Genomic DNA, 16,435 nt, shown 5'->3' on the forward strand with positions numbered 1-16,435 from the left:
AAAAGTCTGAACCAAATCGACTTTTATTAGGAAAATTGCATATAAACGCAATGTTCTTATTCAAATCTGAGCAACAAAAAAAGCCAGTGGACATCACTGGCGTTTGAATATCTGGTTATCAGAACTGCTTGATATGCTCTAAGAAAGGCTCGGCTTGCATAAAGCCCGTCAAACGAGCGTTTGAAACGTGTTCACCACTGGCATCCCAAAACTCAATTGTTGGTAAACCAAGCACACTCATGTGCTTCAGTAGTTCGATGTCTTGCACTTGGTTTTTGGTCACGTCCGCTTGCAGAAGAACGAAGTCTTGCAGTTTGGCTTCGACGCTTGGGTCATGGAAGGTGTACTTTTCAAACTCTTTACATGCTACACACCAATCGGCGTAGAAATCGAGCATGACGGGTTTACCTGCCGCTTTCGCAAGTGCCAGTTGTTCTTCAAGATCCGCCACGTTAGCAATGCGAGTAAAGCTAACAGTGGCTTGCTGAGTTTGTGTTGTGCTGTTGCCAAACCAGTAATTTAAGATAGGTTGTGCTGAGGCTAGCAAACCTAAGACGGCGATTATGCCCACGGCACTTTGTTTCCAGCCACCAAACTCTAGACTGTTTTTGATGTGGTATAGCCAACCAAAAGCAGCAATACCCAGTGCTGACCACAGAATCGTTGACCACATTTCTGGCATGATGCGTTCTAGTAAGAAGATAGGTGCGGCAAGCAGAATAAAGCCGAAGAGTGTTTTCACTCGGTCCATCCAACCACCTGCTTTTGGTAGCAGTTTGTTGCCGAAGACCGCAACAAGAATCAGCGGAATACCCATGCCCATCGCCAGCGCGTATAACGCGATACCACCGGTAAGCAAATCGCCGCTTTGTGCCACGTAAAGTAGCGCACCAGACAGAGGTGCCGTGGTACATGGTGAGCACACCAGTCCAGAAATCGCCCCCATGGCGAATACGCCTGCACTGCTGCCGCCTTGCTGTTTGTTGCTGAGGTTGTTTAACCACGTTTGAACGTTGCTTGGTAGCTGTAATGAGTACAGACCAAACATAGACAAAGCGAGTGCGATGAACAGTACGCTCAAGCCAATCAGCACATAAGGGTGTTGCATTGCCGCTTGGAACTGCATACCTGCAGATGCCACCACAAGGCCGAGTAGGGTGTAAGTCAGTGCCATGCCTTGCACGTAGACGAATGACAAGCCTAGCGCGCGGCGTTGGCTTAGCTTGCCACTGCCAAGCACTATGCTGGTCAGAATTGGGTACATCGGCAGCACACAAGGTGTAAACGCCAAGCCCACACCAAGCGCCAAGAACAGAAGTGGTGTCCACCAGTTATCAGCAAGGTTGGCAGCAAGGCTATCTTGCTGTGTTACTGGCACTGATGATGTGTCACCAGACGTAGATGATTGCACCGCTGGTGGCGTTGCTGTTGGTGCCTGTTCTGCTTTTGATGCAGTTGTCGCCGTTGTTGAATCTGAGTTCGACGAAGTAAACGCGCTGATAGGAATCACGCGAGTTTCTGGCGGGTAACAGAAGCCTGCTTTCGCACAACCTTGGTATTGCACCACCACGCGCGCACCGTCTTGCCAATCATACATTGGTACGTTAACGAAGAGAGGTTGCGTATAGATATGCACGTCACCAAAGAATTCATCTTTATGCGGTGTGCCGTCTTCCATTTGCAGTTCGCCTAGCGATACTTTCTCACCAGCTACAGACAAGCGCTCTTGATATAGGTAGTACCCGTCACGTACCTGCCAATCGAGCATCAATTTGTCATCTTGCTGGTAGAAGTTAAATGGAAACGCCTGATCAACCGGAACAAAGCTGTCGCTGCTGCTACCAAAACTGTTGTTCTGGCTACTGTTAAACTGGTCTTTGCCAAATAAAGCTAAAGACGGAGTGGAAAAGGTAATGAGCCCTAAGAGTAAAACGGAAAGTAATGCGCGCATAAAAGAGTCAATTCATCTTAGATAATTGCCGTTAGTGTAACTCAATCAGACCCGGAGGCGAGTCAATAAGTTTCATGAAAATGAAGATTTATTGAGCATAAATCAAGACAACAGGCAATAAAAAAGGGAGCCGAAGCTCCCCGAGTAAGACTCTGTTTCTACTAGATCAGTAGACCACCGAATGCGAAGCCAAGTGCTACCGCAGAAGCGATGGTTACCACACCAGGTACAAAGAATGGGTGGTTGAATACGTACTTACCGATACGAGTTGAACCCGTGTCGTCCATCTCAACCGCTGCTAGAAGCGTTGGGTAAGTTGGCAGCACGAATAGCGCACTTACTGCTGCGAAAGATGCAACTGCGGTAAGTGGTGCCACACCGATAGCAAGTGCTGCTGGCATCAGCGCAACAGTGGTTGCACCTTGTGAGTAAAGCAGCATTGAAGCGAAGAATAGAACGAGTGCTAGCATCCATGGGTAGTCTGCTAGTAGCGCACCCGCAACTTCTTTGATGCCGTCAACGTGCGCGTTAACGAACGTAGAACCTAGCCATGCCACACCAAGAACACACACACATGCTGTCATACCAGAGCGGAATGTTGCTGCTGCTGGGATTTTGCCAGCATCGATTTTACAGCTCATTACGATAGCTGCCGCAGCTGCTAGCATTACCGTCATGATAGCTTCGTTACGACCTAGAGCAGGGTTCTCGATAAGGCCAACAGAGCCAGAAATTGCTGCTGCGTAACACACGACAAATGCGATTGCGCCTAGGAAGATGAATGTTGCTTTCTTCGCTGTTGGTAGGATTTCGCGTTTTGCTTCTGTATTTAGCTTGATTAAGCCTTTTTCTAGACGCTCTTGGTATTCAGCATCGTCTTTTAGCTCACAGCCCATGAAGTTCGCCACGAACGCACCGATCATGCACGCGATGAACGTCGTTGGGATACAGATTGCTAGTAGTGTTAGGTAGTCAACGCCAAATGGGTGCAGCATTGCCGCGAACGCTACAACAGCCGCTGAGATTGGTGATGCGGTGATAGCGATTTGCGATGCTACGACCGCGATAGACAGTGGACGAGAAGGGCGCACGCCTTGGCCTTTCGCTACTTCTGCAATCACTGGCAAAGTAGAGAATGCCGTGTGGCCAGTACCCGCCATTAATGTCATTAGGTAAGTTACGATAGGCGCATAAAAGGTGATGCGCTCAGGATGCTTGCGCAAAAAGTTTTCAGCAACTTGCACCATCCAGTCTAAACCACCCGCTACCTGCATTGCTGCGATAGCGGTGATTACAGACATGATGATCAAAATTACGTCAACGGGAATGTAAGCTTGGCTTGTTGGTACGCCCAAGATCAAAGACAACGCAATGACCCCAGCACCACCGGCAAAACCAATGCCGATACCACCGATTCTTGCCCCCAAATAGATGAAGAGCAGAACCACGAAGAGTTCGACCATGACCATATTGATACCTCTTTAGTTTTTTATTTGATTCTGATTTTTTGAACACTCAGGAACAGGAGTAAATGCTCAGAGAATGAGAACCTAGTGGTTTAGCGGCAATAAAAGCATATAAAAAATGTGGTTAACCGTATGAGAGCCTAAAAAAGGGGCCTGAGTGGCCCCCTTCGGATTCGTTATTACTCGTAACGTTTTGCTTTGTAAGTAGGATGCATGAAGTTTTCTACTGACAAGATTTCATCAAGCTCCTCTGCTGTAAGCAGACCGCGCTCTAGCACGACTTCACGAACACTCTTACCAGTTTCTGCACAAATCTTACCTACGATGTCACCTTCGTGGTGGCCGATGTATGGGTTTAGGTAAGTGACGATACCGATAGAGTTGTAAACGTAGTTTTCGCAAACTTCTTTGTTCACAGTGATGCCGTCGATACATTTATCGCGTAGGTTCACACACGCATTGTGTAGTAGAGAGATAGACTCAAACACGCTTTGTGCGATAACTGGTTCCATTACGTTTAGCTGTAGCTGACCGCCTTCTGCTGCGAAAGAAACCGTGTTGTCGTTACCGAGAACTTTGAAGCAAACTTGGTTTACTACTTCTGGGATAACTGGGTTTACTTTAGCTGGCATGATTGAAGAGCCTGCTTGCATTTCAGGTAGGTTCAATTCATTTAGACCCGCACGAGGACCAGAAGAAAGTAGACGAAGGTCGTTACAGATCTTCGATAGTTTCACTGCTAGGCGTTTTAGCGCGCCGTGAGTCATTACGTATGCACCACAGTCAGACGTTGCTTCGATAAGGTCTTCTGCTGCAACAACGTCAAGGCCTGTTACTTCCGCTAGGTGTTTTACTGCAAGTGCTTGGTAGCCAGTTGGTGTATTTAGACCAGTACCGATTGCGGTTGCGCCTAGGTTGATTTCTAGGAGGAGTTTAGATGTGTAATCTAGAGCACGAATCTCTTCGTTTAGTGTTACCGCCCACGCATGGAACTCTTGACCTACTGTCATTGGTACTGCGTCTTGAAGCTGAGTACGGCCCATTTTCAGTACATCTTTAAACTCAACGGCTTTAAGTTCGAATGCGCCTTTTAGGTACTCAATTGCTTCCATTAGCTTATGTACGCTGTTGTATACCGCAATACGGAAACCTGTTGGGTACGCACAGTTGGTTGATTGGCTCTTGTTTACATGGTCATTTGGGTTAACAAATTCGTATTGGCCTTTCTCTTTACCCATCAACTCAAGCGCAACGTTTGCGATCACTTCGTTCGTGTTCATGTTAACTGAAGTGCCTGCACCGCCTTGGAATACGTCTGATGGGAACTGATCCATACACTTGCCAGTTTCTAGGATCAAATCACACGCTTCGATGATGTAGTTTGCAACGTCTTTTGGAATAGCGCCAAGTTCTTTGTTTGCTAACGCTGCTGCTTTTTTGGTCATTACCATGCCGCGTACAAATTCTGGTACGTCAGAGATGGTCATATTGGAGATGTTGAAGTTCTCGATCGCACGTAGCGTATGAATACCGTAGTACGCATCTGCAGGGACATGACGTTGACCTAATAGATCTTCTTCAATACGAGTGGCTGGGTTTGCTGTTTTTGGAGCATCAGATAGGGTAGCCATAGCAGGATCCTTAGATGATAATTCTGATAATAAAGTTATTTATTAGCCATTTCTGCAATCTAGAATCCATTCATCAGAATTTTTGGCTGGAAAATCCGTCCTGACTTATGTGGCACATGATACTGCACCTAGCGCATAAAAATAGTAACTAGATCACCTTTTTCGTTTTTCATGAGTCAATAATTTGCAAAGTATGAACGGGTTATTAATAACCCTTTATAGGTACTCGATTTTCCTCGACAAACATGAGTTTTTAGAGTTCGAAATTAGCACTTTAAAAGCACGAAAAAATCGGTATGCAATTGAATGAAACGCGTTCCCGCTACTTTGTCTAAAAGAGAAGGAGACCAGTATGAACACGCTTTTTTACAACGATTCGTTTGAGCTTAGTCTGCTTTTACCATTACACTGAATTAAACAAAGGAGGGCGTGTGTTTCCTATCTTATTATTAGCGTTTATTTTTGTTCCGATCATTGAAATCGGCTTATTTATTCAGGTGGGCGGCTTTTTAGGTTTATGGCCGACCATTGCACTAGTCTTAATCACTGCATTTGTTGGTGCGTCGTTGGTTCGTAGCCAAGGTATACAAACACTGATGTCAGTACAGGGGCGTCTTGAACAAGGTGAAATTCCAGCCCAGCAAATTTTTGAAGGCGTAATGCTAGCGGTGGCTGGCGTGCTACTGTTAACCCCGGGCTTTATGACCGATGCCCTTGGTATGTTGGTGTTGCTTCCTGCGCCACGCGCCGCGATAGCTAAATACTTGATGAGCAAAATGGTGGTGAAAACCATGCATGGTGGTGGCTTCCAAGGTGGTTTCTCTAACCAGGGGCCATTTGAGCAAGACCCGTTCCGTCGTGACCCTTTTGATTCCCAGTCAGATAATGGCAAGACCTTCGAAGGGGAATACGAGCGTAAAGACGATGATGATCGCAACAAGCTCAACTGATTGAGTTAGACAGTAAAGAAAACAAAAGGGCGCACCAAGCGCCCTTTTCTGTATTTGGAATTCGTGCTGCTTACAATGCGCCTTCAAAGCCCATTTGACGCCATGCTTCAAAAGCAATGATCGCAACGGCATTCGAAAGGTTTAGGCTGCGCGCATCTGGCATCATTGGAATGCGAATACGCTGCTCCATTGGCAAGCTATCGATGATTTCAGCAGGCAAGCCACGAGTTTCTGGACCAAACATCAAAACATCACCCGCTTGGTATTGTGCATCAACGTGGTGACCTGTGGTTTTGGTGGTGCAGACAAACAATCGGTAGTTACCTTGCTTCTCTGTCTCTAAATACTCTAAGAACGCTTGATAGTTTTTATGGCGTGTTACGCGAGCTAAATCATGGTAATCCAAACCAGCACGGCGGACTTTTTTCTCTTCAAGATCGAAACCCAGAGGTTCAATTAAGTGAAGGTTTGCACCGCAGTTGGCGCATAGTCGAATGATGTTGCCGGTGTTCGGCGCGATTTCTGGTTCGTATAAAGCGATATCAAACATGGTATTGAAATAGAGTTGGTCAAAGAGAGGGGCAGTATATACCCAAGTCACCGAGATATGCGAGATTCAGCAAGATTGACCTGGGTATGAAAGCAGGCATTAGCGCGGATGTTAATACCGTAAGTAGCGATGCTCTTTATAAGAGAGCGTGAGCATAGTTTTCTTCAACTGCTCGCCAGTTGACGACGTTCCACCACGCATCAATATATTCTGGGCGACGGTTTTGGTAGCTGATGTAATACGCGTGCTCCCACACGTCTAATGCGAGGATTGGTTCACCGCGCACATCCACTACATCCATCAGAGGGTTGTCTTGATTACTGGTGGACGTAATGTGAATCTCACCATCTTTTACGATCAGCCATGCAAAGCCAGACCCAAAGGTATTGATGGCAGCTTGGGCAAACGCCTCTTTAAATTGCGCAAAGCTACCAAATTTATCGTTAATTGCTTGAGCAAGCGCGCCTTGAGGCTCTCCGCCACCGTTTGGTGACATGCAATTCCAATAAATGATGTGGTTGTAATAGCCGCCACCATTATTACGTACCGCAGGGCTGAGCTTAGAGATATTGTCAAAGATCTCGTCTAATGACTGAGTTTCGAGCTCGCTCCCTTCAACGGCATTTACAAACTTATCAAAGTACGTCTTGTGGTGTTTGCTGTAATGCACTTCCATGGTTTTCGCGTCGATGTACGGCTCTAGTGAATCGTACGGGTAAGGCAGAGCGGGAAATGTATGTGACATAGTAAATCCTCCTTAATTGGAAAATTCACTTTAATGCTAACGATAATTATTATCAACTTTGATCTTTGTAAGGGTATTCTAAGAAGCCTCGCCAATTTCTAAAGTGAGGGTGGGGCTGTGAATCACTCACTCTAGAAATATGGTGCGAATTATTGTTAGTTCATCAAATTGAGACTAACAATTGATCGGTAAGGTGATACTCATGCGCAATCCGCCTAACGGACTTCGGCTGGCTGCGATCGTGCCACTGTGCTGGCGAATGGCACTTTCGGTAATGGTTAGGCCGAGACCTGTGCCGCCAGAGTGGCGATCGCGTGCCGTGGAAACGCGATAGAACGGGCGAAAAATCGCGGCCAGTTCCTCTTCTGGTACACCTTCTCCATTATCGTCAACCGTGATACGAAGCGTATCGTCATCGGCTTTGATGTCGATTTGTACCTCATCTTTTCCGTAGTAAATGGCGTTACGAACGATATTTTCCACCGCACTCATCAGCAGTTTAGGGTTACCGGAAATATTGCGCTTAGGTAATTCTGAATAGTGTAGCTGTTTGCCCATTTGCTCTGCTTCAAACTGCGCATCTTTAATGATTTCTTCCCATAAACTTTCTAGTGGCTGTGTTTCGCGAGTCATATGACTGTTCGCCTGCATGCGAGAAAGCTCTAATAGTTCGCTGATCATCTGTTCCAAGCGCTGCGCTTCGGTATCGATACGAGTCAGTTCTGGGCTTTCGCCTTGTTTACGCGTCGCTAATGCGCTTGCCATACGCAGACGAGTTAAAGGTGAGCGCAGCTCGTGAGAGATATCGGATAGCAAACGTTGTTGTCCTGAAATCATTTGATTAACCGCTTCGACCATCTGGTTGAAGCTGCTGCCTGCTTGACGAAATTCCGCCGTACCTTTTTCTAAATTTGGGTCTGTGACAAATTCACCTTTCGCCACACGTTGAGCAGCGGCTTCAAGACGACGTGCAGGCTGACTCAAAGCCCAAGCAAGCCATAACAGCAATGGTGTACTAACCAGCATGACCGCAAGCAAGAGCTGGAATGGGTGATCAAACAGACGCAGGAGTAGAGGTGGTGGCTCATTCCACTTGAAGCCCACGTACATCAAGATATCGGAACCTGCCAAAGTGATAGGAATTGGGCCCGCAATCATGTATCGACCATACAGCTTCTGCTTTGGATTATTGTAATCTTCGATACTGGTGACAAAGTTTTGCATGGCACGCAATTGAAAATTGCTGCGTTTTTCTGTCGTAAGAACATTACCGCTGTAGTCAGAAAAAAAGACTCGTGGGCGAGGGTCGTGCTTGCCGTGGCGGTTGCCCTCGATACGAAAAAGTATGCGGCCTAAATCAGTTTGCTGGCTGTATTTTTGTTGGATTGAGTCACGCGTTTCTACCATACGTTTGTAGTGTTCTTCTGGAATATCGCGAGCTTTGCGTGGGTCCAAATGTGGCAGTGATAGCACGGCTATCAATACTAATAACATGGTGAACCAAAAAATGGCAAAGATGCGTCCATACAGGCTATTGATGTTTGGCAGTTTGATGCGTGATAGGTGCATTAATCCTCCTCAAGCAGCATGTAGCCACGACCACGCAGGGTTTTAATTCGCGGCTTGCCATTGCTTTGATCTGGTAATTTTTTACGTAAGTTCGAGACATGCATATCGATAGCGCGATCAAAAGCAGCGAGTCGTTTACCAAGCACATCTAAGCTCAGTGTCTCTTTGGTCAGCACTTGTCCTGGGTTTTGTACGAAGTGGGTGAGTAGCGCAAACTCGGTTGCCGTGAGGTCGAGTAGCTGTTGCTCACAATACGCTTCTTGCTTACCGGGATAGAGGCGGATTTCTTGATACTCAATGCAATCGCTGTTTTTGGTATTTTTTTGTGTGCTGCTAGTGCGGCGTAAAATCGCACGGATACGCGCCAACAGCTCTCGGTCACTAAAAGGTTTTGGTAAATAATCATCCGCGCCCAGTTCCAAGCCGATCACGCGATCAATTTCTTCCCCTTTAGCGGTCAGCATCAAGACGGGAGTTTCCCAATTTTCACGTAAGCGTTTCAGCGTTTCCATGCCATTGAGTTTTGGCATCATGACATCCAACAAAATCAAATCAATCTTATCATTGATCGCGGCTAAGCCGGCTTCACCGTCATTTGCTTCGCTGACGTCAAACCCTTCGAAACTGAGTACTTCTTTTAATAAGCTGGTTAGCTCGATATCGTCATCGATTAAAAGAATGTTTGCCATGGGGGCACCTATAGTAAGTTACCGATAGCCTAATATTACATTGGAATGATGCGCAACGAAGAGGAGAAAAATCACTCTTTACGATTCTTTACGCTCCCTATACGTCGCTTTACCTAGCGGGTCGTATTCTATACTCAAGCGCTGTGAGAACAGCTCAGAAGAACCACTCACCTGTGTAAGGAATCGTATTATGAAGTCTGCAAAAAAACTTGTGTTAGCTGCTGTTGTTCTACCTCTTACTCTTGGCGCCGCAAGCGCATTCGCTTACGGTGGTAAAAACCATCATAAAGGTCCTCGTGACGAATGCGGCATGGGTATGGACCGAGGTGTCATGCGTCAACTAGACCTGACTGATGCACAAAAAGATCAGCTAAAAGAAATGCGTGAAGCAAACAAAGCAGAAATGAAAGCAAAATTCGCTGATGGCAAAGAAGCACGTATGGCTGAGCGTCAAGCGCATCACGCAAAAGTACAATCGCTTTTGCTGGCGGATAACTTTGATGAAGCTCAAGCTAGCGAATTAGCAAAAGAGATGGTTGAGCGCCAAACGGAACGTCGCGTGCAAATGCTAGAAAGAAAGCACCAAATGCTTAGCGTATTAACACCTGAGCAGAAAGCGAAGTTTGTTGAGCTACAAAATGAACGTATGCAAGAGTGTGGCGACAGAATGCACAAGCGCATGGAAAAGTCGCGCAATAATTAAGTCATGAATTGATGTTATATAAAGAGGCAGCCATTGGTTGCCTCTTTTTGATCTGGTTATTTCATGGTCATTCAATATACTCAACGTATGGTTTTAGTTAACTCTTTGATTATGAAACAGCAATACGCACGTTTAGTTACGACCGCCGCTTGGACTGCAACCATTGTGGCGACGCTTCTTCTGATAGTAAAAGTCATCACGTGGTGGGTAACCGGCTCAGTGAGCTTATTGGCGTCATTGATTGACTCCATGTTAGATATCGCGGCTTCGGTTGTGAATCTTGTGGTGGTTCGTTACGCCTTACAACCGGCAGACCGCGAACATACGTTTGGACATGGTAAAGCTGAGTCCTTAGCGGCCCTAGCCCAAGCAATGTTTATTTCGGGCTCGGCAGTATTTTTGATTCTTAACGGGATTGACCGATTTTTCCGCCCACATGCTTTACACGCACCGGAGTTAGGTGTGTATGTATCGCTGTTTGCGATTGTGGTCACACTTGGCTTGGTGATGTTCCAAAAACATGTGGTTCGCGTGACGGGGAGCCAAGCAATAGCGGCGGATTCTCTGCATTATCAGACTGACTTGTATATGAATGCTGCGATCATGGTGGCTCTGGGGCTCAGTTATTTTGGAGTGACTCAAGCGGATGCTGTGTTTGCGATTGGTATTGGTGTCTTCATTCTTTATAGCGCTTTCAAAATGGTCAGCGAAGCGATTCAAACCTTACTTGATAGAAAGTTGCCCGATGAAGAACTTGAGCAAATTAACCAAGCTTGTTTGAGCGTAAAAGGGGTATTGGGCGTGCATCAGTTACGCACGCGAATGTCCGGACCGACGCGCTTTATACAGTTGCATTTAGAGCTAGACGATAACTTACGATTAATTGAGGCGCATTACATTGCTGATAAAGTGGAAGATAATTTATTGGCTCTGTTTCCTGATGCGGACGTACTGATCCATCAAGATCCATTGTCTGTCGTTTTCGGACCTGAGAAAGAGCAGAAAGCGCAAGATTGGTAGGCTTGAAAAATCCATCAGTGCCCGACGACAAACAGGTACTTATTGACTATCTTTCCATCAATACTTATTAAGATTCGTGATCCTGATATGAATCAACAAAGTTTCATAGAGAAACTGTAATACTCTTACATAAGTAGAAAAGTTACATAAAAAAGTGCGTTTTCATTGGTAATCCTGTAGAGGAAATGTAACATAACGCACAGTTCTGGATTATGCAGGTTGCTTGGTAACAAGGGGCCTAAAAGAAAATTAAATAATTGATTGCCAAAGATCGAGGGTGAGCATGATTAAGAAGATCGGTGTTTTAACAAGTGGCGGTGACGCACCTGGTATGAACGCTGCGATACGCGGCGTAGTACGTACAGCACTATCCGAAGGATTGGAAGTATTCGGTGTGTACGACGGCTACCTAGGCCTATACGAAGGCCGCATCGAGAAGCTAGATCGTTCTAGCGTTTCAGATGTGATCAACAAAGGTGGTACGTTCCTAGGTTCTGCACGTTTCCCTGAATTTAAACAAGTGGAAGTTCGTGAAAAAGCGATTGAGAACCTTAAAAAACATGGTATCGATGCACTAGTGGTAATCGGTGGTGATGGTTCGTACATGGGTGCGAAGAAACTGACTGAAATGGGTTACCCATGTATCGGTCTTCCGGGCACAATCGACAACGATATCGCAGGTACGGATTACACTGTGGGCTACCTAAGTGCACTAAACACCGTTATCGATGCAATCGATCGTCTACGTGATACTTCTTCATCTCACCAACGTATTTCAATTGTAGAAATCATGGGCCGTCACTGTGGTGATTTGACTCTGATGTCTGCAATTGCGGGCGGTTGTGAATACATCATCACTCCGGAAACTGGTTTAGACAAAGACAAGCTGATCAGCAACATCCAAGATGGTATCGCTAAAGGTAAGAAACACGCGATCATCGCGCTTACTGAGCTAATGATGGATGCTAATGAACTAGCACGTGACATCGAAGCCGCGACAGGTCGTGAAACTCGTGCAACAGTACTTGGTCACATCCAACGTGGTGGTCGTCCAACTGCATTTGACCGCGTACTAGCATCTCGTATGGGTAACTACGCTGTTCACCTATTGATCGAAGGTCATGGTGGTCGTTGTGTAGGTATCGTGAAAGAGCAACTTGTTCACCACGATATCATCGATGCAATCGAAAACATGAAGCGTCCAGTACGCAACGATCTATACAAAGTTGCTGAAGAGTTGTTCTAAGCAAGTTTGAAATAGATAAACAAAACCGCGGCTTTCCGCGGTTTTTTGTATTTGAGAATCAACAAAAAGAAACTAGCGATAGACGAGTGTTAAGACACGCTGCTCTGCTCTATGAGCGTTAATTTTCGCTCGCGCAGCGCAAACAAGTAGCCCAGTAGCCCACCCAACGTATTCCCAACCGCGATACCGATAAACAAGCCTTCAATACTGTAGATTTGGCTCCCGATCCACGCCGATGGCAAGGTAAAAATGAACAGCCGCATAAAGCTCCACTGGAATGCACGCAATGGCTTGTGCATCGCATTCAAACCACTGACTAACATCATCACTATGCCTTGGAAGCCATAACTAAATGGCACCACCAGTAAATAATGCCAAAGCAGGTTTTTCACCGCATCTTCCTGAGAAAACAGCGCAGCCAGAGGAATGCTCAGTGGCACCATCATCAAGAAGATAAACCCTTGGAATACCACTGCAAAACGCATGCTAATAAATAAACCGGAAAAGGCTCGTTGCGGTTGTTTGGCTCCTAAATTTTGTGCCATAAACGGTGTGAGGGCAGAGGTCAGCGACATCAATACTAAAATCAATATAGACTCAATACGCTGCGCTGCGCCGTAAGCAGCAACCGCCGCTGTACCATGGTTGGATAACAGCATCATCAGAATGGCACCGGACAACGGATTCATCGCGTTTGATAGCGCAGCAGGGGTACCAATTTTTAGTGTCTGTTGCCAGTCTTGTTTCAGCAAAGCCCATTGGGGTTGAGCAAGCAATTTTTCCCGTTTAATTAGCACATAGAATGAGCCACACAAAGCACCTAACCAGCTAAAGGCACTTGCTATGGCTGCGCCTTGAATGCCAAGTTCCGGAAAAGGGCCATAACCGAAAATCAACAATGGATCGAGCATGCCATTAATCAAACCAGCCAACATCATGACTTTTGCTGGTGTTTTTGTGTCGCCAGTAGCTCGGATAGCACTGTTGCCCGCCATTGGGATCACTAGCAGAGGAATGGTGAGATACCAGACCTGCATATATTGCTCAATAAGAGGGATGAGATCATCAGACGCACCAAGAAAACGAAACAATGGCGCAATGGTGGTAAAGCCAATAGAAGACGTGATAGCCACAAGTAACACGGCTAACAACAAACCGTGGGTGGTGAACCGAGCAGCTTGTGGTGCATGACCTTGCCCAAGCAAGCGACCAATATTGGTCGATAGTCCCATCCCAATCCCCATCGTAATGCAGTTAACCGCAAAGGTTACAGGGAAGGTATAGCTGATAGCCGCTAGCGCTTGAGTGCCAAGCAACGAGATAAAAAACGTGTCCACCAAGTTAAACATCAAAATTGCGATCATGCCCATGGTCATGGGTACGGTCATTTTCCGCAGCGTTTCAGGAATGGGTGCGGTCAACAAACCATGCTTATCGGTCGCTTGGGGTTCCAGCTTGTTATTTTCCTGCATGTGTGACAACTATCTGGTGAGCAAACTGCAAGGATACAAGAAAGCGAGATGCCGAGCGAGTGAGCATTTCTAACGCAAACCGTTGCCTAGTTGTTCGTTATTTTAACTAAGTCACAAAAATTTTGTGCCACCCCCTTGGGATCGCTGCTTCGACCCCTTATATAGGGATCACGTGTCTGGGGCTACAGTCCCTAAGGACAATTATCAAATAAACATGGAAATTTTCAGGAGAGACGACCGATGAACATTCGTCCATTACATGACCGAGTTATCGTTGAACGTAAAGAAGTTGAATCTAAGTCTGCTGGTGGCATCGTTCTGACTGGTTCTGCTGCAGAAAAATCGACTCGCGGTGTTGTTCTAGCTGTGGGTAAAGGCCGCATCCTAGAAAACGGCACCGTACTGCCACTAGACGTTAAAGTCGGTGATACCGTTATCTTCGCTGAAGGTTACGGTACAAAAACTGAAAAAATCGACGGTAAAGAAGTGCTTGTCATGTCTGAAAACGACATCATGGCGATCGTTGAATAATAGCAATCATTGAGTAATTTTTTGCTCAGATTCAATTACGAAATTACACACAAAGAATTTTAGAAAGGAAATCAAAGATGGCTGCTAAAGACGTTAAATTTGGTAATGACGCACGAGTTAAAATGCTGGAAGGTGTAAACGTTCTGGCTGATGCAGTAAAAGTAACACTGGGTCCTAAAGGACGTAATGTCGTTCTAGACAAATCTTTTGGTGCACCGACTATCACTAAAGATGGTGTATCAGTAGCGCGTGAAATCGAGCTGGAAGATAAATTCCAGAACATGGGCGCACAAATGGTTAAAGAAGTTGCGTCTAAAGCAAACGACGCAGCGGGTGACGGTACAACAACAGCAACGGTACTAGCACAATCTATCGTTAACGAAGGTCTAAAAGCAGTCGCAGCGGGCATGAACCCAATGGATCTTAAGCGTGGTATCGACAAAGCTGTTGCTGCGGCAGTTGAGCAACTAAAAGAGCTTTCTGTTGAATGTAACGACACAAAAGCGATCGCGCAGGTTGGTACTATCTCTGCAAACTCAGACGCAAGCGTAGGTAATATCATTGCAGAAGCAATGGAGCGTGTGGGTCGTGATGGCGTTATCACGGTTGAAGAAGGTCAGGCGCTACAAGACGAGTTAGACGTAGTAGAAGGTATGCAGTTCGACCGCGGTTACCTGTCTCCTTACTTCATCAACAACCAAGAATCAGGCAGTGTTGATCTAGAAAACCCATTCATTCTTCTTGTTGATAAGAAGATCTCAAACATTCGTGAGCTTCTTCCAACGCTAGAAGCTGTCGCGAAAGCATCTCGTCCACTGCTTATCATTGCAGAAGATGTAGAAGGCGAAGCGCTAGCAACATTGGTTGTGAACAACATGCGTGGCATCGTAAAAGTTGCAGCTGTGAAAGCACCTGGTTTCGGTGACCGCCGTAAAGCAATGCTACAAGACATCGCTATCCTAACTGGCGGTACTGTGATTTCTGAAGAGATCGGTCTAGAGCTAGAAAAAGTTGCACTAGAAGATCTAGGTCAAGCGAAGCGTGTTTCTATCACGAAAGAAAACACGACTATCATCGATGGTATCGGTGAAGAAGAGATGATCTCTGGCCGTGTTGCTCAGATTCGTCAACAAATCGAAGACGCAACTTCAGACTACGACAAAGAGAAACTACAAGAGCGCGTAGCTAAACTGGCTGGCGGTGTTGCAGTAATCAAAGTTGGTGCTGCGACTGAAGTTGAAATGAAAGAGAAGAAAGACCGTGTAGAAGATGCGCTAGCCGCAACTCGCGCAGCGGTTGAAGAAGGTGTTGTTGCTGGTGGTGGTGTTGCACTTATCCGCGCGGCATCTAAGATTGCTCACCTAACGGGTGACAACGAAGAACAAAACGTTGGTATCCGCGTTGCACTACGTGCAATGGAAGCGCCAATCCGTCAAATCACGAAGAACGCAGGTGAGGAAGACTCAGTTGTTGCGAACAACGTGAAAGCGGGTGAAGGTAGCTACGGCTACAACGCGGCAACAGGCGAATACGGCGACATGCTAGAAATGGGTATCCTAGATCCAACTAAAGTTACTCGTTCTGCACTACAATTCGCAGCATCGGTTGCAGGTCTGATGATCACAACTGAAGCGATGGTTACTGACCTACCGCAAAAAGACGCGCCAGCGATGCCTGACATGGGCGGCATGGGTGGCATGGGCGGTATGGGCGGCATGATGTAAGCCAGCTTATCTCATCGCTCTAAGGGAGCCCTTATAGCGGAAAGATAACCGACCAAACCTTTAAAAGTCGAGGCAGATGCCTCGACTTTTTTTATGCGTGTCACCTGAGAAACATGACGTTCTGGAGTGGCTTATCATGAGATTTTTGAGCGTAAAAAGCGCCATTTCAGAAGCAAAAAATCGAAGAG

The 16,435-nt window shown here is 46.2% G+C and carries 14 protein-coding genes; 6 read left to right on the top strand and 8 right to left on the bottom strand.

Annotation, left to right across the window (positions count from 1 at the left end; all coding sequences use genetic code 11):
- Positions 1-118: 118 nt before the first annotated feature.
- The 3 genes from R7Q11_RS22265 to aspA form a co-directional block, all read right to left on the bottom strand.
- Positions 119-1,951: a protein-disulfide reductase DsbD gene (locus R7Q11_RS22265; RefSeq protein WP_225455800.1), complete on the bottom strand. Its 1,833-nt coding sequence runs from the start codon at positions 1,949-1,951 to the stop codon at positions 119-121.
- 161 nt (positions 1,952-2,112) lie between these two features.
- A complete protein-coding gene (locus R7Q11_RS22270) occupies positions 2,113-3,420 on the bottom strand; it encodes an anaerobic C4-dicarboxylate transporter (protein ID WP_005382378.1) in 1,308 nt (435 codons plus the stop codon).
- A 176-nt stretch (positions 3,421-3,596) separates the two neighbouring features.
- Positions 3,597-5,048, bottom strand: a complete 1,452-nt coding sequence (gene aspA, locus R7Q11_RS22275; RefSeq protein ID WP_005382379.1) for an aspartate ammonia-lyase — start codon at positions 5,046-5,048, stop codon at positions 3,597-3,599.
- A gap of 431 nt (positions 5,049-5,479) precedes the next feature.
- Here aspA and R7Q11_RS22280 point away from each other — a divergent pair, with 431 nt between their 5' ends.
- Entirely contained in the window at positions 5,480-5,998 is a 519-nt protein-coding gene (locus R7Q11_RS22280; RefSeq protein WP_005386383.1) for an FxsA family protein, read from the top strand.
- A 70-nt stretch (positions 5,999-6,068) separates the two neighbouring features.
- On the opposite strand, the gene trmL is transcribed toward R7Q11_RS22280, so the two are convergent.
- The 4 genes from trmL to R7Q11_RS22300 all read right to left on the bottom strand — a co-directional run bounded on the left by trmL (position 6,069) and on the right by R7Q11_RS22300 (position 9,551).
- Positions 6,069-6,548, bottom strand: a complete 480-nt coding sequence (gene trmL / locus R7Q11_RS22285) for a tRNA (uridine(34)/cytosine(34)/5-carboxymethylaminomethyluridine(34)-2'-O)-methyltransferase TrmL (RefSeq protein WP_225466736.1) — start codon at positions 6,546-6,548, stop codon at positions 6,069-6,071.
- Positions 6,549-6,684: 136 nt separating this feature from the next.
- A complete protein-coding gene (locus R7Q11_RS22290; protein WP_005382382.1) occupies positions 6,685-7,293 on the bottom strand; it encodes a superoxide dismutase in 609 nt (202 codons plus the stop codon).
- A gap of 174 nt (positions 7,294-7,467) precedes the next feature.
- Positions 7,468-8,862 (bottom strand): envelope stress sensor histidine kinase CpxA, encoded by a 1,395-nt coding sequence (cpxA, locus tag R7Q11_RS22295; RefSeq protein WP_054579327.1) that lies wholly within the window; start codon positions 8,860-8,862, stop codon positions 7,468-7,470.
- Positions 8,862-9,551 carry a response regulator gene (locus R7Q11_RS22300; RefSeq protein WP_005382384.1) on the bottom strand — a complete coding sequence of 230 codons (690 nt, stop codon included), beginning with the start codon at positions 9,549-9,551 and terminating at the stop codon, positions 8,862-8,864. Before R7Q11_RS22300 ends, cpxA begins: the two co-directional genes overlap by 1 nt.
- A 190-nt stretch (positions 9,552-9,741) precedes the next feature.
- On the opposite strand from R7Q11_RS22300, the gene R7Q11_RS22305 reads away from it, so the two are divergent.
- From R7Q11_RS22305 to pfkA, 3 genes are all read left to right on the top strand, one after another.
- Positions 9,742-10,254: a CpxP family protein gene (locus R7Q11_RS22305; RefSeq protein ID WP_005386388.1), complete on the top strand. Its 513-nt coding sequence runs from the start codon at positions 9,742-9,744 to the stop codon at positions 10,252-10,254.
- 111 nt (positions 10,255-10,365) lie between these two features.
- Entirely contained in the window at positions 10,366-11,274 is a 909-nt protein-coding gene (gene fieF / locus R7Q11_RS22310) for a CDF family cation-efflux transporter FieF (RefSeq protein ID WP_025768809.1), read from the top strand.
- A gap of 283 nt (positions 11,275-11,557) precedes the next feature.
- The gene (gene pfkA / locus R7Q11_RS22315; RefSeq protein WP_005381521.1) at positions 11,558-12,520 is read left to right on the top strand and encodes a 6-phosphofructokinase; all 963 of its coding nucleotides are present in this window, start codon (positions 11,558-11,560) and stop codon (positions 12,518-12,520) included.
- 89 nt (positions 12,521-12,609) lie between these two features.
- Here the strand turns inward: pfkA and R7Q11_RS22320 are convergent, their stop codons facing one another.
- Positions 12,610-13,992: an MATE family efflux transporter gene (locus tag R7Q11_RS22320; protein ID WP_064354383.1), complete on the bottom strand. Its 1,383-nt coding sequence runs from the start codon at positions 13,990-13,992 to the stop codon at positions 12,610-12,612.
- 240 nt (positions 13,993-14,232) lie between these two features.
- Between R7Q11_RS22320 and R7Q11_RS22325 the strand changes: the two genes are divergently transcribed.
- Both R7Q11_RS22325 and groL read left to right on the top strand, forming a co-directional pair.
- Positions 14,233-14,523 (top strand): co-chaperone GroES, encoded by a 291-nt coding sequence (locus tag R7Q11_RS22325; protein WP_005381516.1) that lies wholly within the window; start codon positions 14,233-14,235, stop codon positions 14,521-14,523.
- 77 nt (positions 14,524-14,600) lie between these two features.
- A complete protein-coding gene (gene groL, locus R7Q11_RS22330) occupies positions 14,601-16,247 on the top strand; it encodes a chaperonin GroEL (protein ID WP_005381509.1) in 1,647 nt (548 codons plus the stop codon).
- The last annotated feature ends 188 nt before the right edge of the window (positions 16,248-16,435 follow it).

Source organism: Vibrio sp. 970, assembly GCF_033339075.1.